Annotated in this window: 15 protein-coding genes; 10 read left to right on the top strand and 5 right to left on the bottom strand. The window is 45.7% G+C overall.

Annotation, left to right across the window (positions count from 1 at the left end):
• The first annotated feature begins 9 nt into the window (after positions 1 to 9).
• The 3 genes from recO (at position 10) to V7M78_RS13010 (ending at position 2,902) form a co-directional block, all read left to right on the top strand.
• Positions 10 to 672 (top strand): DNA repair protein RecO, encoded by a 663-nt coding sequence (gene recO / locus V7M78_RS13020; protein ID WP_333650195.1) that lies wholly within the window; start codon positions 10 to 12, stop codon positions 670 to 672.
• A gap of 196 nt (positions 673 to 868) precedes the next feature.
• Entirely contained in the window at positions 869 to 1,498 is a 630-nt protein-coding gene (locus tag V7M78_RS13015; RefSeq protein ID WP_333650193.1) for a hypothetical protein, read from the top strand.
• 15 nt (positions 1,499 to 1,513) lie between these two features.
• The gene (locus V7M78_RS13010) at positions 1,514 to 2,902 is read left to right on the top strand and encodes a glycine--tRNA ligase (protein WP_333650191.1); all 1,389 of its coding nucleotides are present in this window, start codon (positions 1,514 to 1,516) and stop codon (positions 2,900 to 2,902) included.
• 68 nt (positions 2,903 to 2,970) lie between these two features.
• Here V7M78_RS13010 and V7M78_RS13005 read toward each other — a convergent pair whose 3' ends face one another.
• The 4 genes from V7M78_RS13005 to V7M78_RS12990 form a co-directional block, all read right to left on the bottom strand.
• Positions 2,971 to 3,924 carry an ABC transporter permease gene (locus V7M78_RS13005; RefSeq protein WP_333650189.1) on the bottom strand — a complete coding sequence of 318 codons (954 nt, stop codon included), beginning with the start codon at positions 3,922 to 3,924 and terminating at the stop codon, positions 2,971 to 2,973.
• On the bottom strand, positions 3,921 to 4,997 hold the full coding sequence (locus V7M78_RS13000; protein WP_333650187.1) for an ABC transporter permease: 1,077 nt from the start codon (positions 4,995 to 4,997) through the stop codon (positions 3,921 to 3,923). The genes V7M78_RS13005 and V7M78_RS13000 overlap by 4 nt, the downstream gene beginning before the upstream one ends.
• A complete protein-coding gene (locus tag V7M78_RS12995) occupies positions 4,994 to 6,529 on the bottom strand; it encodes an ABC transporter ATP-binding protein (RefSeq protein ID WP_333650185.1) in 1,536 nt (511 codons plus the stop codon). Before V7M78_RS12995 ends, V7M78_RS13000 begins: the two co-directional genes overlap by 4 nt.
• 136 nt (positions 6,530 to 6,665) lie before the next feature.
• Complete coding sequence (locus tag V7M78_RS12990) at positions 6,666 to 7,805, bottom strand: BMP family lipoprotein (protein WP_442914656.1); 1,140 nt, start codon at positions 7,803 to 7,805, stop codon at positions 6,666 to 6,668.
• 491 nt (positions 7,806 to 8,296) lie between these two features.
• On the opposite strand from V7M78_RS12990, the gene ppdK reads away from it, so the two are divergent.
• On the top strand, positions 8,297 to 10,924 hold the full coding sequence (ppdK, locus tag V7M78_RS12985) for a pyruvate, phosphate dikinase (protein ID WP_333650181.1): 2,628 nt from the start codon (positions 8,297 to 8,299) through the stop codon (positions 10,922 to 10,924).
• Positions 10,925 to 10,975: 51 nt separating this feature from the next.
• Here ppdK and V7M78_RS12980 read toward each other — a convergent pair whose 3' ends face one another.
• Complete coding sequence (locus tag V7M78_RS12980; RefSeq protein ID WP_333650179.1) at positions 10,976 to 11,899, bottom strand: LysR family transcriptional regulator; 924 nt, start codon at positions 11,897 to 11,899, stop codon at positions 10,976 to 10,978.
• Between the two features lie 138 nt (positions 11,900 to 12,037).
• Here V7M78_RS12980 and V7M78_RS12975 point away from each other — a divergent pair, with 138 nt between their 5' ends.
• From V7M78_RS12975 to V7M78_RS12950, 6 genes are all read left to right on the top strand, one after another.
• Positions 12,038 to 14,326 (top strand): hydratase, encoded by a 2,289-nt coding sequence (locus V7M78_RS12975; protein ID WP_333650177.1) that lies wholly within the window; start codon positions 12,038 to 12,040, stop codon positions 14,324 to 14,326.
• A 190-nt stretch (positions 14,327 to 14,516) separates the two neighbouring features.
• The gene (locus V7M78_RS12970) at positions 14,517 to 15,131 is read left to right on the top strand and encodes a hypothetical protein (protein ID WP_333650175.1); all 615 of its coding nucleotides are present in this window, start codon (positions 14,517 to 14,519) and stop codon (positions 15,129 to 15,131) included.
• A 54-nt stretch (positions 15,132 to 15,185) separates the two neighbouring features.
• Positions 15,186 to 16,898: a GMC family oxidoreductase gene (locus V7M78_RS12965; RefSeq protein WP_333650173.1), complete on the top strand. Its 1,713-nt coding sequence runs from the start codon at positions 15,186 to 15,188 to the stop codon at positions 16,896 to 16,898.
• An 83-nt stretch (positions 16,899 to 16,981) separates the two neighbouring features.
• Positions 16,982 to 18,892 carry an anaerobic carbon-monoxide dehydrogenase catalytic subunit gene (gene cooS / locus V7M78_RS12960; protein ID WP_333650171.1) on the top strand — a complete coding sequence of 637 codons (1,911 nt, stop codon included), beginning with the start codon at positions 16,982 to 16,984 and terminating at the stop codon, positions 18,890 to 18,892.
• Between the two features lie 166 nt (positions 18,893 to 19,058).
• Positions 19,059 to 19,682, top strand: coding sequence for an undecaprenyl diphosphate synthase family protein (locus V7M78_RS12955; protein ID WP_333650169.1), 624 nt, complete (start codon positions 19,059 to 19,061; stop codon positions 19,680 to 19,682).
• A gap of 387 nt (positions 19,683 to 20,069) precedes the next feature.
• Positions 20,070 to 21,686, top strand: a complete 1,617-nt coding sequence (locus tag V7M78_RS12950) for an ABC transporter substrate-binding protein (protein WP_333650167.1) — start codon at positions 20,070 to 20,072, stop codon at positions 21,684 to 21,686.
• Positions 21,687 to 21,706: the final 20 nt, after the last annotated feature.

The following is a 21,706-nucleotide window of genomic DNA, read 5'->3' as shown; positions in this document are numbered from 1 at the left end:
TGATAGAAATTGAGGGAAGTTGAAAAGCTGACAGGAATGGTCTTGAAAGTCTCCCCGGTGGGGGAAACAGATAAGCGGCTTGTGATTCTCACCAGGGAGAGGGGCAAGATCACTGCCTTTGCAAGAGGTGCCAGAAGGCCCGGAAGTCTTCTGATGGGAGCCAGCCGCCCCTTTGTATTCGGTCAGTTTTCCTTATACGAAGGAAGGGATGCCTACACCCTTAAGTCGGCGGAGATCACCAATTACTTTGAGGAGCTGGCTTTGGACATGGAGGGTACCTGCTATGGTTCCTATTTCCTGGAGCTGGCTGATTATTATGCCAGGGAAAACATGGAGAGTACAGAGTTTTTAAAGCTCCTCTACCAATCCATGCGGGCCCTCTTAAAGCCGGCTTTGAAAAAGGAGCTGGTTCAGAGAATCTTTGAGCTGAAGGCCATGGTGCTTGGAGGGGAATATACGGAAATGCCTCCCCGCCCTGTCAGTGATTCCGCCAACTATACATGGGAATATGTGATTGCCTCCCCAGTGGAGCACCTTTATACCTTTACCCTGACAGAACCGGTATTGGAGGAATTCGGAAGGTGTGTGGAAATCAATAAAAAACGTTTCGTTGACCGTCAATTCCACTCCCTTGAGATTTTAGAAGCCATGACAGGGAAACTATTGAAATGAGGGTGGGGATTTGGTATAATATTCGCGATAGCCATGAGCAGTGCAAAACAGGATACGAAAAAGTTTTCGTCGTGCTCGCACGTAAGAAAATTTTTTTGTATTCTGTTTTATAGGGCGAATGCCCGCGAGCCAGTGAATCCAAAGGGTTCACTGGCTCCACACTGCGGCTTCATCAAGTTGTTCAGGAGGGAAATGAATGAAAAAGAAAAGAATGGTTCTCACAGCCCTCATTGCTGCCGGATTGCTGACCGGATGTCTGGGAAGAGGCGGAAACAGTGCCTTAAATGGCGAAAGCAGCAGAATCTTTGTAACGTCGGAAGGAATCTTTCAGACCTCAACCGTAGAAGCCTATGATGACCAGGACTATTACAACCCGGAAGAGTTGAAACTTTACTTAGAAGAGGCAGCGGCATCTTACAATGAGGAGGCAAGCCCGGGCGCAGTTACCCTGGATTCCTGCACTCTGGAAAAAGGAAAGGCCCAGATGGTTTTCACCTATGGCTCAGGAAGGGATCTGGTTGGCTTTACCTCAGAATATGAAGACAAGGAAAACCAGGTGGATTCCATTGACGTGACCACCCTTGGTCTTGTTTTAGGGGATATCCAGTCGGAAGGGGTTGTTTTAGTAAAAGCATCTGACAACAAAGCGGCAGATGAAAAAGCCCTGTCAAAAAGAAAAGAAGCTTATGCCATTGTGGTAGAAAGTCCGGAGCCTGTGACCATACAGACCCAGAAAAGGATTTTATTCGTTTCTGATCAGGCAGTTGTGAAGGACAGCCACACAGTTCAGACAGCGCAGGGAAAAAATTACATCATATTTAAATAAAGAGAGGTTAAGATCATGGAAAAGACAATGGAAAAGATTGTAGGACTCGCAAAGTCAAGAGGATTTGTATATCCTGGCTCTGAAATTTACGGCGGCCTTGCAAATACCTGGGATTACGGCAATCTGGGTGTGGAGTTAAAGAATAACGTAAAAAAAGCATGGTGGCAGAAATTTATTCAGGAAAGTCCTTACAATGTAGGCGTGGACTGCGCTATTCTGATGAATTCCCAGACCTGGGTGGCTTCCGGCCATTTAGGCGGCTTTTCTGATCCTCTGATGGACTGTAAGGCCTGCAAGGAGCGTTTCCGTGCAGATAAGCTGATTGAAGACTATTTATCTGAGAATAAGATCGCCATAGAAGGCTCCGTAGACGCCTGGTCCCAGGAAGATATGAAAACCTTCATTGACGAGAAAAACATATGCTGCCCAAGCTGCGGAAAGCATGACTTTACAGACATCCGCCAGTTTAACCTGATGTTCAAGACCTTCCAGGGCGTTACTGAGGATGCAAAAAATACCGTATACTTAAGACCTGAAACAGCTCAGGGTATTTTTGTAAACTTCAAGAACGTTCAGAGAACCTCCCGCAAAAAAATTCCGTTTGGAATCGGCCAGGTAGGAAAATCCTTCCGTAACGAGATCACTCCCGGAAACTTTACTTTCCGTACCAGAGAATTTGAGCAGATGGAGCTGGAATTTTTCTGTGAGCCTGATACTGATCTGGAGTGGTTTGCATACTGGAAGGAATTCTGCATCAACTGGTTAAAGACCCTGGGTATCAAGGAAGAAGAAATGCGTGTCAGAGACCATGAGGCAGAGGAGCTTTCCTTCTACAGCAAGGCAACCACGGATATTGAATTCCTCTTCCCATTCGGCTGGGGAGAATTGTGGGGAATTGCGGACAGAACCGACTATGACTTAACCCAGCACCAGAATACATCAGGACAGGATCTGACCTATTTTGACGATGAAAAGAAAGAGCGTTATATCCCTTATGTTGTGGAGCCATCTCTGGGAGCAGACCGTGTGACCCTTGCATTCCTCTGCGCCGCATACGATGAAGAAGAGATTGCAGAAGGAGATGTACGTACTGTGCTTCGTTTCCATCCTGCCATTGCGCCTGTCAAGATCGGTGTTCTTCCTCTTTCCAAGAAGCTGAATGAAGGGGCAGAAAAGGTATACCAGGAGCTTTGCAAATACTATAACTGCGAATTTGATGACAGAGGCAATATCGGAAAGCGTTACAGAAGACAGGATGAGATCGGAACTCCGTTCTGTATCACCTATGACTTTGATTCAGAGGAAGATCTGGCCGTGACCGTACGTGACCGTGACACCATGGAGCAGGTGAGAGTTCCCATTGCAGAGCTGAGAAGATATTTTGAGGATAAGTTCCGTTTCTAAAGCATAAAAAGCATATGAAAAAGCGGTAAGGACAGAAAGTAAATTCTGCCTTTACCGCTTTTTTGCATCTACCTCTGCCCTTTATCGTAAGGGATTCCCTCTGCCTTTGGAGCTTGGGAGTTTTTGGAGGTGAAGATTAATACGATCAATGTGATGATATAGGGCACCATCTTGTAAAAATAGCTTGGAATGCCGATTGCGCTTAAGAACGGGATTCCGGAATAGGCCGATGCCACAGCCTTCATCAGTCCGAAGAACAGAGAGGCCAGCATGATGTTTACCGGCTTCCACTGGCCGAAGATCAGAACTGCAAGAGCCAGGAATCCGTATCCGGCCACATCCGCATTAAAGTTGGTGGAGGTGGGAACTACAAAAACCAGCCCTCCAAGCCCGCCTAAAGCCCCTGAAATCATAACACCGGCATACTGCATGTGGTATACGTTGATTCCCGCTGCATCAGCGGCCTGGGGATGCTCCCCGCAGGAGCGGAGTCTCAATCCGAACCGGGTTTTATAAAGAACCACGGCTGAAATGAGGAAGATGGCAATGCCGATGTAGGTGGTAATATAAGCGTTCTGAAACAGGAGAGGCCCGAAAAAAGGAATCCTTCCCAGCACAGGAACGGAAACAATACGGAATGTATTGCTGAAAGGCACCTGCTGTACGCCCTGAATGACCCTGGCGATAAAAATGGCAAATGCAGGAGCAAACATATTTAATGCCGTACCGCTGATGACCTGGTTGGACTTCATGTTAATGGAAGCATAAGCATGGAATAAGGAAAACACCATTCCTGTTCCCATGGAAATCAGTACGGCAAGAAGGAGCTGGGTCTGTCCTCTCATAGAAGAGCCTGTAAAATAAATAAACAGGATTCCCGTAAAAGCGCCCATAGTCATAATGCCCTCCAGGGCGATGTTGACAATGCCGCTTCGTTCAGAGAACATGGCACCTAAGGCCACAATCATAAGAGGAATCATGAAATACATGGTCTGCTGGAAAATGAAGTAAACGACACTCATGACTTGTTTCCTCCTTTCTGTTTTTGAACCTTGGCGATAAAGGTCTTGACCATAAGGGCAAAAGCGCTGAAATAGATGATAACTGCAACGATGATATCAATGATTTCCGTTGAAAATTCAAACAACTGCAAGTAAAAGCCTCCGGCTGTCAAATATGCGATAAAGATTCCGGAAAACAGAATGCCAATGGGGTTGCTTAAGCCTAACAGGGCAACGGAAATTCCGGTAAATCCTTCTGATGCCAGAACATCCTTGACTTCTATGTGCTTTCCGGTTCCGGCCAGGTACAAAAGCCCTCCTGCCAGGCCTGCAATGGCTCCTGCGATCATCATGGACAGGATGATACTCTTTTTCTCATTGATACCTGCGTATTTGCTGGCATCCCGGTTAAAGCCCACAGCTCTCAGCTCATATCCGAAGGTGGTCTTATTAAGCAGCACCCAGATTACCAGGACAACTAAGATTGCAATGAGGATTCCGCCGTTGACACTGGAGCCGGGAAATATTTTATCCAGACCCATTTTGGGAATATTAGCCGTTGCAGCCACATTACGGGACTCATTGCGCAGGTTGTTAAACAGGGGCTTATAGCTTTTTACCACCCAGTTTACCAGATACATGCCGATATAATTCATCATAATGGAGGCAATAACCTCATTTACATTAAAGAAAGCCTTTAAAATTCCGGGAACCAGTCCCCACATTGCACCCATGACTGCGCTGGCAACCAGAGCCGTAACCCAGTGGGCCGGGCCCAAAGAGGTCCAGAGAATGCCTACGTAAACGGCGCCGAAGCCGCCCATAATAAACTGTCCCGGAGTTCCGATGTTAAAAAGCCCTGTTTTAAAGGCAAAGCCCACTGAAAGTCCGGTTAAAATAATGGGAGTGGCATAGTAAAACACCTGTCCCACGCCCTTGGCTCCATGGGTAAAGGCTCCTGTTAAAATAGTGATAAATCCGGGAATAGCCTGTCTGGAATTAGAGAGAAACAGGATGATCAAACCTACGATCAGACCCAGAACAATGGCAAAGACGGAAGAGAGAATGCCTGTGTAATCTCTTGTCTTTTTCATGATTGATTCCCTCCTTTCTTTGCTCCTGCCATATAAAGGCCAAGCTCCTGGACTGTAATGGCTTTTGGATCTAAGTCAGCCACGATTTCTCCTTCAAACATGACCAGTATCCGGTCACTTAAATTCATAACCTCGTCAAGCTCCAGTGAAACCAAAAGAATGGCGGCCCCTGCATCCCTCTGTTTTACAAGCTGTCTGTGAATGTATTCAATGGCCCCCACATCCAAGCCTCTGGTGGGCTGAACGGCTAACAGTATGTCCGGGGATTTTGAAATTTCCCTTGCCACGATGGCCTTTTGCTGGTTGCCTCCCGACATGCTGCGGGTGATGGTAAAGGGCCCTTCACTGCTTCTGATGTCATAGTCCTGAATCAGCTTTTCGGCGTATTCGTAGATCTTGTCATTCTTTAAAAAGCGGCTGCTTTGGAAGTCTTCTTCAAAATACTGCTGAAGAACCAGATTATAGGCCAGGTTGTATTCCAGCACAAGGCCGTGCTTATGGCGGTCCTCCGGGATGTGGGACAGCCCGTGGGTGTTGCGGTAACGGATGGGCCTTTTCGTCATATCTTCCCCGTTTATGGTGACAGTGCCTGCACTCATATCGGAAAGTCCGGTGATGGCATGTACCAGCTCGGTCTGGCCGTTTCCATCGATTCCGGCGATACAGACGATTTCTCCCCGCCTCACCTGGAAGGAAGCGTTTTGAACCAGCTTCTTGGTGTGGCCTTCCTTTTTGGCTTCCACAGTCAGGTCTTTCACCTCCAGAACTACTTCTTTGGGCTCAGAGGGCTTCTTTTCGATGGTCAGGTTCACTTTGCGTCCTACCATCATTTCCGACATTTCCTGAGGTGTGGTCTCTGCCACTTCAACGGTTCCTATATATTTCCCGCGGCGCAGGACAGAGCAGCGGTCCGCTACCGCCTTGATTTCATTGAGCTTGTGGGTGATGAACAGAATGGATTTTCCTTCTTTAACAAGGTCTTTCATAATCTGCATCAGTTCCTCGATTTCCTGGGGAGTTAAAACCGCAGTCGGTTCATCGAAAATCATGATTTCGTTATCACGGTAAAGCATTTTTAAAATCTCGGCCCTTTGCTGCATTCCCACGGTGATGTCTGAAATGAGAGCATCGGGGTCCACCAGTAATTTATACTTTTCGCTTAATTCCATCACCTTTTTGCGGGCTTCTTTCATCTGTAAAAATCCCCGCTTTGTGGTTTCCATGCCCAAAACGATGTTCTGGAGCACCGTGAAATTTTCCACCAGCTTAAAATGCTGATGAACCATACCAATACCCAGACCATTGGCATCCAAAGGACCAGTGATCTTTTGTTCTTTGTTTCTGACCTTAATAACACCTTTTTCCGGCTGATATAGGCCGAATAAGACGCTCATGAGAGTGGATTTTCCGGCGCCGTTCTCTCCCAGCAGGGCATGGATTTCCCCCTTTTTTAACTGGAGAGTGATGTCGTCATTAGCGATGATACCGGGAAATTCTTTTGTGATATGAAGCATCTCAATAATATAGTCCATAAAATCCCCCTTACTTTTGCCCGGTTTATTAAATGTGCCTTGGCATTTTTCTGGTTTTTATAAAAAAAGAGGAGATGCCGTAAGAGACCAGATCTGACTGGTGAATCAAACGGCATCTCCCTCCTGCTTATTCTTCTTATTCTACGAAGTTAATTTTTGTCTTTTCAAGTTTTAAGTCCACTGTAGGATTGTTGTTATCCTCGGAAGGCTGTACAAGCTCGATCTTGCCTTCCTTTAACTCTGCGTAAATCTTGTCATAGTCTTCCTGGGTAAAGGTAGTGAATCTGGAGGTTTCCATAGGAAGGCCGATTCCGTTGTTCTTGGCAGAGAAAATGCTGGTCTCGCCGCCTGGGAAATTGCCGTCGTAGAATGCCTTTACTCCGTCGTATACGGAAACAGAAAGCTGTTTCATAGCGGAGGTCATAACAGTTTCAGATTCAAAGCTCTGGTCAACGTCAACGCCGATGAACTTTTTGCCTTTTTCCTCTGCTGCTGCCATAACTGAGTTTCCTACGGCTCCGCCGCAGCCGAAGATTACTTCGGTTCCGTTCTGATACCAGGAAGCTGCCATGGACTGTGCCTCTGGTGTGGCGGCAAATGCGCCGGTGTAATTATACATGATTTCAATGCCGTCAATGCCCAACTCTTTTGCTGCGTAGTCAGCGCCTTCTGCAAATCCGTATCCGAAACGGATAACAGCCGGAACAGCCATGCCGCCTAAGAAGCCAAGCTTTGTGTTTCCGTCTTTAACAGCTGCATAGCCTGCTAAAAAGCCGGGTTCATCTTCCTGGAAAAGGATTGGCATAACATTGGCTTCTGTTCTCTGTTCAGAGTAATCGCCGCTGTGGGGAACTCCATCCAAAAGGATGAAATGAATATCCTTATACTCATCCTGGGCAAGGAATATGGGCTCTTCAAATAAAAATCCGGGGCATACCACTAATTTTGCCCCGCCCTCTACTGCAAGGCCGATAGTCTCTAAGTAGGAGTCAGTGGTGCCTTCCTGAGGCTGGTAATACTTGTAGGAAACGCCATTTTCCTCGGCATACTTTTTCAAGCCTTCCCATGCACCCTGGTTAAAGGATTTGTCATCAATGGTTCCTAAGTCGGTAACAAGGGCCAGCTCATAGCCGCCTGCGGAATCAGATTTGGCTTCAGTGGATTCTGCTGCCGCTCCTGAGGAAGCTGTAGTTTCCGCTGCAGAAGTTCCTGTGCCTCCGGTTCCGGAGCCTGAAGAACCGCATGCGCTTAAGGATGCGGCCATAAGAACTGCCATAGCTAGTGCCAATGCTCTTTTTTTCATAATTTTCGTGTCCTCCTGTTATGAATTGATTATTTGGATACCTCTAATGTACCACATTTTCAGATAATAGACAATCTAAATCTGGTGATATATTACAAAAATATTATAAAATTTTAGAACAAATTATAATAAATAGTCAATGGCTGATTTTGTCATAATCAGAGGAATTTTGCAGAGAAAATAAGAAAAAAAGTGTATTTTCTGAATTCCTTCTATATTAAAAAGATATAAAAAAAATTCTGATCGTATTCGTATATACGATTAAAAATCGCATATGAGAAAATAACTGAATATGGAAGTACTTTCAAAATAATTGTAAGGAAAAAAGAGGAGGTTTATACAAATAATTGTAAAAAAGGTCTTTACTAGAACTTGAATTATGCTATAATATTCGCAGGGCTTTTCCATCAGACAGAACGGAGGAAAAGCAGAATAATTAACACATTTTAGGAGGAAATTGACTTATGGCAAAAAAATGGGTTTATCTATTTACTGAAGGCAGTGCAGAAATGAAAAACCTGTTAGGTGGCAAAGGCGCAAATCTGGCAGAAATGACTAATTTAGGTCTCCCGGTTCCCCAGGGCTTTACTATAACGACCGAGGCTTGTACCCAGTATTACGAGGACGGCAAGGTAATTAACGATGAGATCATGGAACAGATCATGGAATATATCACTAAGATGGAAGAAATTACCGGAATGAAGTTCGGTGATAAGGAAAATCCTCTTCTGGTTTCCGTTCGTTCCGGTTCCAGAGCGTCCATGCCTGGTATGATGGATACCATCTTAAACCTGGGTCTGAATGAAGACGTTGTGGAAGTATTGGCTGCCAAGTCAGGCAATCCCCGCTGGGCTTGGGATTGTTACAGAAGATTTATCCAGATGTTCTCCGATGTAGTTATGGAAGTGGGCAAGAAGTATTTTGAAGAGCTCATTGACAAGATAAAAGAAGAAAAAGGCATTACAGAGGATGTTGATTTAACTGCAGAGGATTTAAAGGAGCTTGCAAACCAGTTTAAGGCTGCGTACAAGGCAAAGCTGGGCGAGGATTTCCCATCTGATCCCAAGGTTCAGTTAATGGAATCTGTCAAAGCTGTTTTCCGTTCCTGGGACAACCCAAGAGCCAATGTATACCGCCGCGACAACGATATCCCATATTCCTGGGGAACTGCTGTTAACGTACAGATGATGGCATTTGGAAACCTGGGCGATACCTCCGGTACAGGCGTTGCGTTTACCCGTGATCCGGCAACCGGCGAGAAGCACCTTATGGGTGAGTTCCTGATCAATGCTCAGGGCGAGGACGTAGTTGCAGGTATCCGTACACCTCAGAAGATCGAACAGTTAAAAGAAGTTATGCCTGAAGTATACGAGCAGTTCTTAGGCGTTTGCAACACTCTGGAAAATCACTACAGAGACATGCAGGACATGGAGTTTACCATTCAGGATAAAAAGCTTTACATGCTTCAGACCCGTAACGGAAAGAGAACCGCTAAGGCTGCTTTAACCATTGCCTGCGATTTAGTTGACGAAGGTATGATCACAGAGGAAAAGGCAGTCCGGATGATTGATCCGAGAAACTTGGACACCTTACTTCATCCTCAGTTTGATGCAGAAGCTTTAAAGAACACAGAGCCGGTTGGAAAAGCTCTGGCAGCTTCTCCGGGCGCTGCATGCGGTAAGATCGTATTTACAGCTGACGATGCAAAGGAATGGCATGAAAGAGGCGAGAAGGTAGTTCTGGTTCGTCTTGAGACTTCTCCGGAAGATATCGAGGGAATGAAGGCTGCACAGGGTATCCTGACTGTAAGAGGCGGTATGACCTCTCATGCAGCAGTAGTTGCCCGCGGTATGGGAACCTGCTGTGTATCCGGCTGCGCTGAAATTGCCATGGACGAAGAGAACAAGAAGTTTGTTCTGTCAGGAAAAGAATACCATGAAGGTGACTGGTTATCCTTAGATGGATCTACCGGAAAGATCTATGACGGCATTATCCCGACTGTGGACGCTGCCATTGTAGGAGAATTCGGAAGAATCATGGCATGGACTGACAAATATAGAAGACTGAAAGTAAGAACCAATGCGGATACTCCGGAAGATGCAAGAAAAGCAAGAGAACTGGGTGCAGAAGGAATCGGCCTTTGCCGTACTGAGCATATGTTCTTTGAAGGCGACAGAATTGATGCATTCCGCGAGATGATCTGCTCTGATACAGTAGAAGAGAGAGAAGCTGCTCTGGAGAAGATTCTTCCGGTACAGCAGGGAGACTTCGAGAAGCTTTACGAAGCTCTGGAAGGAAACCCAGTTACCATTCGCTTCTTAGATCCGCCTCTTCATGAGTTCGTTCCTACTGACGAAGATGATATTAAGAAACTGGCTGACACACAGGGCAAAACTGTTGAGCAGATCAAGAACATTATTGCGTCCTTACATGAATTCAACCCAATGATGGGACATAGAGGCTGCCGTCTGGCGGTTACTTACCCAGAGATTGCAAGAATGCAGACAAGGGCAGTTATCCGTGCTGCTATCAATGTACAGAAGGCACACGCAGACTGGAAGGTTTGCCCGGAAATCATGATCCCTCTGATCAGTGATGATAAGGAATTGAAATTTGTAAAGAAAATCGTTGTTGAAACCGCTGACGCAGAGATCGCAGCAGCAGGAATTGACTTAAAGTACGAAGTAGGTACTATGATTGAGATTCCGAGAGCTTGTATCACCGCTGACGTGATTGCAAAAGATGCAGAATTCTTCTGCTTCGGAACCAACGATTTAACTCAGATGACTTATGGCTTCTCCCGTGACGATGCCGGTAAGTTCTTAAACGCTTACTATGACACCAAGATCTTTGAGAATGACCCATTTGCAAAACTGGATCAGGTTGGTGTGGGCAAGCTTATGGAAACAGCTATTCAGTTAGGCAAGAGCGTTCGTCCGGACATGCATGTAGGCATCTGCGGCGAGCACGGCGGAGATCCTTCTTCCGTAGAGTTCTGCCATAAGATCGGTCTGGATTACGTGTCCTGTTCTCCATTCCGTGTGCCGATTGCAAAACTGGCAGCAGCACAGGCAGCACTGAACGATAAATAAAACGTCAGAAACTCTTATATCGGTGAAAAATACTGATATAAGAGTTTCTTTTTATGAAAATAATTCTTTAGCCATTCGCATAAACAGCAGATCTGCTTTGGAAAGAAAGCTGTCCTTTAAGGAAGCAATGCACATATCCCAGCAAGCATCGTATTTTTCGTCAATAGAACAAAAAGCCGGCGATTTTTTATTAGTAGGAAGTCTGGTATATTGTCTTGGAACCAAGGTGATGCCAAGGTTTTGGGCAGCCAATAACTGTACTGTTTCAAAGCTTCTTAATGTCATCAGAATATTTGGGCGGAGAATACCCGCTTTGGCTAAAATACTGTCTGTCACCTGCCGGATTCTCTGTTTGCTGTGAAGCATAAGAAGGGGTTCGTCTTTTAATAAAGCAACATCTAAAACCGGGAATTCGTATCCGGTTTTTTTAATTGCACACTTTAACAGCGGATGGTCGGGAGACAGTGCGATCACAAACGGGTCCCGGGTCAGGATGTCATAGCTGAGCTGGGGATGGTAATTGTCCTTTGGGGCGTGCATAATCGAAAAATCCAGGCGTCCGTCAAGGAGGCTCTGTTCCAGTTCTGCCGAGTTTTCTTCCGTTATGGTAAGCTCTATATAAGGGCATATCTCCCGGAATTTAGGAAGGATGGAAGGCAGGGTCAGGGTGCCCAGATGATTTGTGATGCCCAGATGAATGCGTCCTGTTTTCAAATTATTAATATCGCTGATCTCAATTTCAAAATCCTCATACATCTTTAAGATCTGTGAAGCCATATGGTAATAACGTTCTCCGGCAAAGGTCAAGGTCAAGCCTCCGGTGGTACGGTTAAACAGGGGGGTTCCCAAACCGTCTTCAATCCGCTGAATGGACTGGCTCAGGGAGGGCTGGGAGATAAAAAGAAGGCGGGCGGCTTTTGATATGCTTTTTGTATCGGAAACTGTTTTTACATAAAGCAATTCCCTTTGTGTCATAAGAACTCCTTTCTGCTATTGTCGGGGTATAGGTATAACCCTATATATGTTATTAGAATCATAGTATTTGCCTATTGCATAATCTCATTGTACAATAAAAACAAATAAAGATAAAGGATTTTTTGAGGAGGAATTCACATGGTCACATTGTATGATGGCGGCGCTTATCTGGTCAATGGTACGCACCTGATTCCGGAGAAGGATGCAGCCCAGGTTACTGCAATGGCAGGAAAAGAAGTGCATCAGGAAGACGCAAAGAAAGGAACAATTGCTTATTCTATTTTAGAGGCTCACAATACATCAGAAGATATGAAGGCTTTAAAGCTTCGTTTTGATGCCATGACTTCCCACGATATCACCTTTGTGGGGATTGTTCAGACGGCCAAGGCTTCCGGAATGGATCACTTTCCGGTACCCTATGTCCTGACAAACTGCCACAATTCCCTGTGTGCGGTAGGCGGAACAATTAACGAAGACGATCACGTATTTGGATTGTCAGCATGTAAGAAATATGGCGGAATTTTCGTTCCTCCTCATATTGCAGTCATTCACCAGTATATGAGAGAGATGATGGCCGGCGGCGGTAAGATGATTCTCGGTTCTGACAGCCACACCCGCTATGGCGCCTTGGGAACCATGGCCATTGGCGAAGGCGGAGGAGAATTGGTAAAGCAGCTTCTTCGTGATACATATGATGTTCAATATCCGGGCGTAGTGGCAGTGTACTTAGACGGCAAGCCGGGACCGGGTGTGGGACCCCAGGATATTGCCCTGGCAATTATCGGTGCAGTATTCCAGTGCGGCTATGTAAAAAATAAAGTTATGGAATTTGTAGGCCCCGGTATTTCCTCCATGACTACGGATTACCGGAATGGCATTGATGTTATGACAACGGAAACTACCTGTCTCTCCTCCATATGGAGAACCGATGAGGATACCAGAGAGTATCTGGCCCTCCATGGCCGGGCAGGCGACTATAAAGAATTGAATCCGGCTGACGTGGCTTATTATGACGGAGTTGTATATGTGGATTTAAGCACAGTGAAGCCAATGATCGCATTGCCTTTCCATCCAAGCAATGTATACGAGATTGATGAATTAAATGCAAATCTCAGCGACATACTGAGGACCGTGGAGGTGGAAGCGGAAAAGATTACAGGCAGCCTGGAGACTCCATTTTTGTTAACGGATAAGATTGTAAATGGCGGTCTTAAAGTCACTCAGGGAATCATTGCCGGATGTGCAGGCGGTAATTATACCAATGTAATGGAAGCTGCCCATATTTTAAAAGGAAAGTCCTGCGGTGTGGAGGAATTTTCTCTTTCTGTATATCCCTCTTCCCAGCCGGTTTATATGGACTTGGTTAAGAAAGGTGCTGTATCGGAACTGATGGCAGCGGGTGCAGTTTTAAAAACAGCTTTTTGCGGACCTTGTTTTGGCGCTGGAGACACACCGGCTAATAATGGCTTCAGTATCCGCCATACCACCAGAAACTTCCCCAACCGGGAAGGCTCAAAACCAGGAGTCGGACAGATGTCGGCAGTAGCTCTCATGGATGCACGTTCTATTGCGGCAACTGCAGCAAATGGCGGAATTCTCACGTCAGCAGAAGCCTTTGCAGACGATTATCTTGTTCCTTCATATGAGTTCGATAATTCCGTATACCAAAACCGTATTTACCAGGGATATCAGGCAGGAGATGACCAGGCTGAGCTGGTTTATGGCCCCAATATTAAAGACTGGCCGGAGATGAGTCCTTTGACGGATAACATTCTCTTAAAGGTTTGTTCCAAGATTCTGGACCCTGTGACCACCACTGATGAGCTGATTCCTTCCGGTGAGACCTCTTCTTACCGTTCCAACCCATTGGGACTGGCTGAGTTTACTCTTTCCCGGAGAGATCCCCAGTACGTTGGCAGAAGTAAGGTGGCAGATAAGCTTGAAAAGGCCAGAATAGCCGGAACCTCTCCGGCCCAGGCCGAGCCGGAATTGAAGCAGATATTTGATAAAATCAGGACCATTCCAGGAAATGAAGATGTTCAGCCACTAGAGACAGAAATCGGCAGCATGATTTATGCTGTAAAACCAGGCGATGGTTCAGCCAGAGAACAGGCAGCCAGCTGTCAGCGGGTGCTGGGCGGCCTTGCCAATATCTGCAAGGAGTATGCCACCAAGCGTTACCGTTCCAATGTTATGAACTGGGGTATGATTCCATTCCAGATGAAAGAAGATGCAGAGTTTGAGGTTGGCGATTATATTTATGTGCCGGGAATCAGGAGCGTTTTTAACGGCGATATGAAAGCAATCAAAGCTTATGTCATCGGTGGCCAGGTGAAAGAAATCAGTCTTTTTATTGCTGATATGACCCCGGAAGAAAAGGAAATTGTCAAGGCAGGATGCCTGATTAACTACAATCGAAACAGATAAGCGGTTCCCCCAATACCATGAATCAGGTGTTGGGGGATTTTTTTGATGAGAAGAAAGTTCAGTGAGAAATAATTTCAATATACGTGATAGATTTCCCAGAGTTATCATAATATAAGAACAGAAAGCATGTTCCTGTAATCAATACAGTTCAGGGACACGTGACCAGTGACAGTAAAAGGCAGGTAGATAAATGGAATGGACATATTATAATTCAAATGACAGAGAATTGTATGAAGAAACCTATGAATATCTGGCAGATACCTTTAAGGCTTTTGCTGATGCCATCATCCCCCGCTCTCCGGAGTTGGCGCAGCAGTACGGCAGAATACAGTATTACGGTGCACTGGATCAGTATACAGGTGATTTTATTATTTTATCTCTTAACAGCCTGGCGGTTCCTATGGCATTGCCTGTAGCAGATACTTTAAATACGGCTGCGGAGCAGTTTCTCTACAGAGAGAGTGAGGAGAGAAAAGCGGGAGAGGAATTTCCGGGCTCCTCTGCTTTTTTAAGCCTTTCTCCAATAGAACGGCTTCAGGTCACCGGTATGCTGTTTCAGCCGGAGGGTATCGCCTACTTTCCGGCCCTGGACCAGACCAGCCAGGAAGAGGTGTTTCTCGTCCTCCCTTTCCTGATCAGATTATCCATGATGGGATATTATTCTGAATGGGCAGGGTATGGCACCACCCGCCAGAACCCGCCTGAACAGAGAACACTGGAGTATTACCCTGAAAGCTGGGAGCAGGTGGGATATCCCGGCCCTTCCCCGGGTTACCGTCTGGCAGGAGCATACAACTACACATAAGAAGGTTTCATTTGCCTGACGGAAAGGAAAATAGAATGAGGATTGGAGAAAAGCATGAGCAACGGATATGATGCAGATGTAATTATCATAGGTGCAGGCGGAGGCGGCGCTGTTGCGGCCAAGGAGCTGGGAGAAAAGGGTCTTAAGGTGCTGGTGCTGGAGGCCGGTCCCTGGTATGGCAATAAGCAGTGGCCGGAGCCCAACCGGGAACCGGGAGGGACAGGAAGCTCCAGCTATGAGGATCTGGATATTGATTTGTTAAAGAAAAGTTTTACGGATCTTGAAGATGACATGAATGATACCGTTACGGGAAAATTTCGCTGGGGTCCGGCTGACAGGAACCAGAGCCCCTGGGTGAGAGTTCATCCGGAGGGAGGTTATACGTGGCAAAATGCAGGGGTGGGAGGAACAACCCTTTCCTACTTTGCCAATTCTCCCAGGGCTTATCCCAGGGCCTTTGAACAGGATTGGCCCATTTCCTATGAAGAACTGATTCCCTATTATGAAAAGGTGGAAAGTACCCTGCCCGTTCATCCGGCGACAGGAACCTCCAAGGAAGACATATTTTATTATGGACTGAAAAAGGCAGGCTGGAATTATACCGATGCTAAGGATTTGACGGAGCCGGGATACCGGCCTCAGCCAAATGCCATACTTCGCATTAACCCGCTTTTAAATGATCCTGATTTTGACCTGCAAAACAACAATTCTGTCGGCTGCACCTTAAGAGGGCACTGTATAAACGGATGTAAGACCGGCCCAACTGTGGATAGTGTTGCCAAGCGGTCCACTTTGGTAAGCTACATCCCTTTAGCCCTTGCAACTGGAAATGTAGAGGTACGTCCAAATTCCTTTGTGACCCGGATTCATACGGAGGAAAATCAGACAGAGGGGGTGTATGCGGCAGGTATTACATGGAGAAATACCTGGACAGGAGAGACAGGAGAGCTGAGGGCAAAGGTCATTGTCATGGCAGGAGGTTCTATAGAAACTCCGCGGCTTTGGCTCAATTCTGAACTTCCCGCAAATGAATGGGTGGGGAGAGGCTTGACGAACCATGCCTTTGATTGCATATCCGGCATCTTTTCAGAAGAAAGCCTGATGAATGCCATAGGAATGTCCGACATAAAGCCATATGTAGGTCAGACATCTGCGGCCAGGTTTGACTATCCGGGATTGGGTGTAATGGAACCTTTTGGAATGAGTCCCGGAATATATTCTATTATCAATTATGGACTTAGCCAGAAGGGCTATTATTTTCAAAACGATCCAGACGAGACAGAACCTTGGGACTTAGAGGGGATGGTTGTGGGAGAACTGCTAAAGGAGTTTATGAGAAATTATCAAAGAACCCTTTGCATTGCCATATTTACAGATGATGACGTAAATGAGCAAAACTCCATTACTCTTGACCCGGTTTTAAGGGATGAAAATGGATTTCTTCCAATTGTTACATACAACATGAGTGAGAAAGACAAAGAAAGAAGAGACAGTCTGGCCCGGATCGCAGCTCAGTCCATGAGACTGGCAGGAGCAGAAATCATTACCCGTGCAAACTGGCCCTCCGATATTTATCTGCATATCATGAGCACTATGCGCATGGGATATGTGACTGATGCCAATTGTGAGGCTTATGATGTAAAACGTCTGTTTATTGCAGATAACAGCGTTTTATCCAATGGCATAGGAGGTCCCAATCCCACTATGACAACACAGGCTCTTGCAACAAGGACATCGGAAAAGATTATAGAAAAATATTTCAGCTAAACTGTGATCTGACAATTCATAGAATATGATTCCTAAAATCTGGCATACTACCCATAAAATCATACTTTATTTTGGAGGTAACTATGTCAGAAGCGGTTTTAGAAAAGACAGAGGGGCGCGTAAGCTACCATGATTCTGTAGAAGAAATGCTGGTTAGAATTAGAGATGACGGCTTATCAAGCGTGTTTTCCAGATGGGATGAACAGGAGAAGATACGGTGTAAATTTTGCCTGCAGGGGCTGAGCTGCCAGTTGTGCACCAACGGCCCCTGCAGAATCAACGAACAGAAGGGACCGGACAAGGGAGTCTGTGGAATCGGCCCTGATGCTATGGCAATGAGAAACCTTCTTATGCAGAATATTATGGGAGCTGCTACTTATGCTCATCATGCATATGAAGCTTTCCGCACCTTAAAGGAAACGGGAAAAGGAAATACGGTTTTTAAGATTACGGATGTTGAAAAGTTAAAATGGATGTGTGAAAAGACTGGAATCGATACCAATCAGGATGTGAACCAGATGGCTGTCTGTCTGGCGGAATTTCTGGATAAGGAAATGAAAGTGAATCCCGATGAAGAAAGTGTGATGGTAGAGGCCTTTTCACCGAAGAAGCGGAAAAAAATCTGGAAGGATTTTAATATTTATCCTACCGGTGTGGAGCATGAGGTGCAAAACTGCATTGCAAGCTGTCTTACCAATGTGGATGGCGATTACGTTTCCCTGGCAACAAAAGCATTGCGTTTAGGTCTGTCCACCATTTATACGGCCCAGATCGGCCTGGAAATGGTCCAGGACATTTTATTTGGAACTCCCATGCCTCATGAGGTGGATGTGGACTTGGGAATTATGGATCCTGATTATGTGAATATTGCATTTAACGGACACCAGCCATGGATTGGAGTGGCTACCTTACAAAAGGCGAAGCTGGAAGAATATCAGGAAATGGCAAGGGCAGCAGGAGCAAAGGGAATCCACATCGTAGGTTCCATTGAGACAGGACAGGAAATGCTGCAGCGTTTTGAAGTGGATGATGTGTTTGTGGGACTTATGGGAAACTGGTTGTCTATTGAACCATTTTTAGCGACAGGAACCGTGGATGCATTTGTTATGGAGGAGAACTGTTCTCCGCCGGATATTGATGTATATGCGGAAAAATATCAGGTTGCCCTGGTCAGTGTCAGTACCATTATCGGCGTTCCCGGAACAGAACACAAGATGCCTTATTATCCCAAAAAGGCAGATGAGATGGCTGAGACATGCATCAACGTTGCCATTGAGAACTTTAAGAAGAGACATAAGCAGATCAAACCAATGGTTCCTAAATACAAACAGAAAGCCATTGCCGGATTTTCTACGGAAGCCGTTCTGGGTGCCATTGGAAATGATTTAAATAATCTGGTGGATGTAATTGCAAAAGGCCAGTTAAAGGGAATTGTGGCCCTGGCTAACTGTTCCACTTTAAGAAACGGTCCTCAGGACTGGAATACGGTCAATCTGACAAAAGAGCTGATTAAGAGAGATATTCTTGTGGTTGCAGGAGGATGCGGAAACCACGGTCTGGAAGTTGCAGGAATGTGTAACTTAGATGCCATTGATCAGGCAGGAGAAGGCTTACAGGGAGTGTGCAGGGCCTTAGGAATTCCTCCGGTATTAAGCTTCGGAACATGTACGGATACGGGGCGGGTCTCCATGCTTGTGACGGCTTTGGCCGACCATCTGGATGCGGATGTTTCTGATCTTCCCATTGCAGTCACAGCGCCGGAATGGATGGAGCAGAAGGCGACCATAGACGGTCTGTTTGCAATTGCTTACGGAGCCTATACTCATCTTTCCCCCACTCCCTTTGTTACAGGAGCCCCAAGGCTTGTGAAGCTGCTCACAGAGGATGTAGAGGGCTTAACCGGAGGCAAGGTGGCCCTGGGAGATGATCCGGTGCAGGTAGCTAAGGACATTGAAGACCACATTATGAAGAAGAGAAAGAAAATGGGACTTTAATAATCATTTTATATGAATTTAAGGGCATGATTCCGTGCAGAAATACAGGGAATCATGCCCTTTCTGCATTTTTTCATCAGATGGCATGAGGAAAATTATGGAATCGAAAAAAGTGGACATACTTTTCATATATTTCCAATTATATTATGAAGCATGGAGGCAGTATATGAGAATACCGAAACATATAGGAATCATACCCGATGGAAACCGGCGCTGGGCAGTGGGAAAGGGTATGGGAAAAGAGGAGGGGTATGACAGCGGTATATCCCCCGGCATGACCCTTTACCATCTTTGCAGGGAAATGGGGATCAATGAAATGACATTTTATGGCTTTACCGTGGACAATACGAAACGCCCTTCTGTCCAGAGAGAAGCCTTTTCAAATGCCTGCGTTAAGGCGGTGGATGAGCTGGCAAAAGAGGATGCAGAGCTGCTGGTGCTGGGAAAGACAACCTCAGCCATGTTTCCGGAAGCGTTAAAGCCTTATACCAGCAGGAGCAGGTTCGGAGCAGGAGGGATGAAGATCAACTTTCTGGTGAATTACAGCTGGGAATGGGATCTGGGGCTTCACGACGGGGCTATAGGGCCTGCATTAAAGACTGCCGATGTCTCCAGAATCGATCTGGTGATCCGGTGGGGAGGCCGCAGAAGGCTTTCCGGTTTTTTGCCGGTGCAGTCCGTTTATTCCGATATGTATGTGGTTGAGGATTACTGGCCTGATTTTAAGCCCCAGCATGTGTATGATGCGATTGAATGGTATTCCAGGCAGGATGTGACTTTGGGAGGGTGAGCAGAGGGGATTTTATGATCCCTCTGCTCTAAATATGTGATGCTCCCTGTACTCCCTGGGAGTGAGGTTTAAGCTGGCGGCATCTGATAATGGAATACAGATCATTTATTTAGAAATGCTTAATTAATTAGATAAATAAATTAAATATTTATTGAATTAAAAGAAAAATTAATGCTTTTATAAAAAAGCAATTATTATCAACTATTGCTGATAAATTTATAACTAAAATTGTTTAAAATGCACAAAAAAGTAATAAAAATATAGAACTATTACCACTTCCCATTGTTTTTAAAAACAGATATAATTAATTAAATAATTAAATGAATGCATCGATGAATATCGAAGGTATGAATTTTGATTAACACTAATGTATTTAGGAGGATTATTATGAGAAAGTTACTTCACAAAAGTGTAGCTAAAGTTGTGAGTCTGGGATTAGTTATGGCCCTTTCTTTGTCAGGATGCGGCGGAGGTTCTTCTGCCGGCACAGCAGAGAGCGCAAAGGAAACGACAGCCTCTGCCAAACTGGCCAGCGATGGAATTCTGGATGTAGGATATTCACAGACACCGGATACCTTAACTGTTTTCCGTGCCAATACCAATCGTGATGCACCATACTGGCCATCGGTTACCGAGCAGTTGGCAATTTTTAGTGTTGATAATAAGTTAGAGCCATGGGTAGCCAAAAGCTGGTCTACCGGGGATAACGGTTTTACCTATGAAGTGGAGATTAACCAGGGTGTGACGGATTCCGAGGGAAATCAAATTACTGCGGCTGATATTGTATGGTTTATGAATAAGTCAAAAGAGATGGCATTAAAGCCTATTTGGGGAAAGCTTGAAAGTGTAGAACAGACTGGAGATTACACATTTAAGGTAAAGCTTGTAAGCAATATTGTCGGAACCTTTGAGACTTTTCTGACAGATACATATGTAGTGAGCCAGAAGGCATTTGAAGCAAGCTCTGATGAGTTTGGTACAAGCCTGGTCAGCACCTCACCTTACAAAATTACAGAATTTACAGCAAACTCCATTATGAAGATGGAACTGAGAGATGATTACTGGCAGGATTATTCCAATATGCCGGAATCAGTTCGGCCAAATGTTCCGGTGGTTTGCTGGCACGCCATTCCAGAAGCTTCCCAGCTTGGCATTGCGGTGGAAACAGGCACCATAGATATGGCAATCCGGATTGATAACTCAACAGGCGCTCAATTCAAGGATAATCCGTCATACACCATGGAACTGGCTGATGGCCCTCAGGGCTGGACCATATTCTTCTCCGGAGCAGATACAAGCCCTATGGCTGAAAACGTAAAACTTCGTCAGGCTGTCAGCTATGCAATTGATGCCCAGGGGCTGGTCACCGGCCTTTGTGCAGGCTATGGTACCCCCATGTACGATGCCCACAGTCCGCTTCACATCGGAGCCAATGAAAAATGGAAAAGTGAAGAATATTACACCTATGATGTGGAAAAAGCAAAACAGTTAGTGGCAGAGTCAGGATATGATGGACGTACTCTTACAATTCTCTGTGGTACCGCAAGCTTTTCATCCCGATTGGCACAGATGGTACAGAATTATCTTTTGGCCGCCGGTTTAAAAGTGGAACTGAATCTGGTGGACCCGGCTCAAATGACAGCAATCCGTTTGGATGGAACAAAATATGATATGTTCATAAATACCATAGGCGGAGTATATCTTTCCGATGCGTGGGCAATCCGCTATGATCCGGCAGCCTATTCAACAGGAGACGGAACCAGCCGCCACGATTATGATCTGGCAGAGCTTCTTTATAAGACATGGACACCAGATGGCTGGACAGAGGAAAATATTGATGAGGTTCATGTTTATTTAAGGGACAATGCCATTGCTTACGGTATGGTAAATCCTCAGAATATGATAATCTGGAGAAATGACATTGGCCTTCAGAATGAAGTGAAGGAAAAAAATGGATATATTGCACCGGCTTCCTCAACCTATGAGGCATTCCCTATGAAGTAACAGGCGACACAGGAGGAGAT

This window comes from Lacrimispora sp., assembly GCF_036758025.1.
In the GTDB taxonomy this organism is placed as follows: domain Bacteria; phylum Bacillota; class Clostridia; order Lachnospirales; family Lachnospiraceae; genus Lacrimispora.
Note: the sequence above shows the minus strand (reverse complement) of the source record. Positions and strands in the feature narration are given on the sequence as shown.

Coding starts and splice junctions, on each gene's coding strand:
- V7M78_RS13005 (WP_333650189.1), bottom strand. CDS start 3,924: ATGAGTGTCGTTTACTTCATTTTCCAGCAGACCATGTATTTCATGATT.
- V7M78_RS12965 (WP_333650173.1), top strand. CDS start 15,186: ATGAGCAACGGATATGATGCAGATGTAATTATCATAGGTGCAGGCGGA.
- V7M78_RS12990 (WP_442914656.1), bottom strand. CDS start 7,805: ATGGCAGTTCTTATGGCCGCATCCTTAAGCGCATGCGGTTCTTCAGGC.
- V7M78_RS12975 (WP_333650177.1), top strand. CDS start 12,038: ATGGTCACATTGTATGATGGCGGCGCTTATCTGGTCAATGGTACGCAC.
- V7M78_RS12995 (WP_333650185.1), bottom strand. CDS start 6,529: ATGGACTATATTATTGAGATGCTTCATATCACAAAAGAATTTCCCGGT.
- V7M78_RS13000 (WP_333650187.1), bottom strand. CDS start 4,997: ATGAAAAAGACAAGAGATTACACAGGCATTCTCTCTTCCGTCTTTGCC.
- V7M78_RS12955 (WP_333650169.1), top strand. CDS start 19,059: ATGAGAATACCGAAACATATAGGAATCATACCCGATGGAAACCGGCGC.
- V7M78_RS13015 (WP_333650193.1), top strand. CDS start 869: ATGAAAAAGAAAAGAATGGTTCTCACAGCCCTCATTGCTGCCGGATTG.
- V7M78_RS12950 (WP_333650167.1), top strand. CDS start 20,070: ATGAGAAAGTTACTTCACAAAAGTGTAGCTAAAGTTGTGAGTCTGGGA.
- V7M78_RS12980 (WP_333650179.1), bottom strand. CDS start 11,899: ATGACACAAAGGGAATTGCTTTATGTAAAAACAGTTTCCGATACAAAA.
- cooS (WP_333650171.1), top strand. CDS start 16,982: ATGTCAGAAGCGGTTTTAGAAAAGACAGAGGGGCGCGTAAGCTACCAT.
- ppdK (WP_333650181.1), top strand. CDS start 8,297: ATGGCAAAAAAATGGGTTTATCTATTTACTGAAGGCAGTGCAGAAATG.
- V7M78_RS13010 (WP_333650191.1), top strand. CDS start 1,514: ATGGAAAAGACAATGGAAAAGATTGTAGGACTCGCAAAGTCAAGAGGA.
- V7M78_RS12970 (WP_333650175.1), top strand. CDS start 14,517: ATGGAATGGACATATTATAATTCAAATGACAGAGAATTGTATGAAGAA.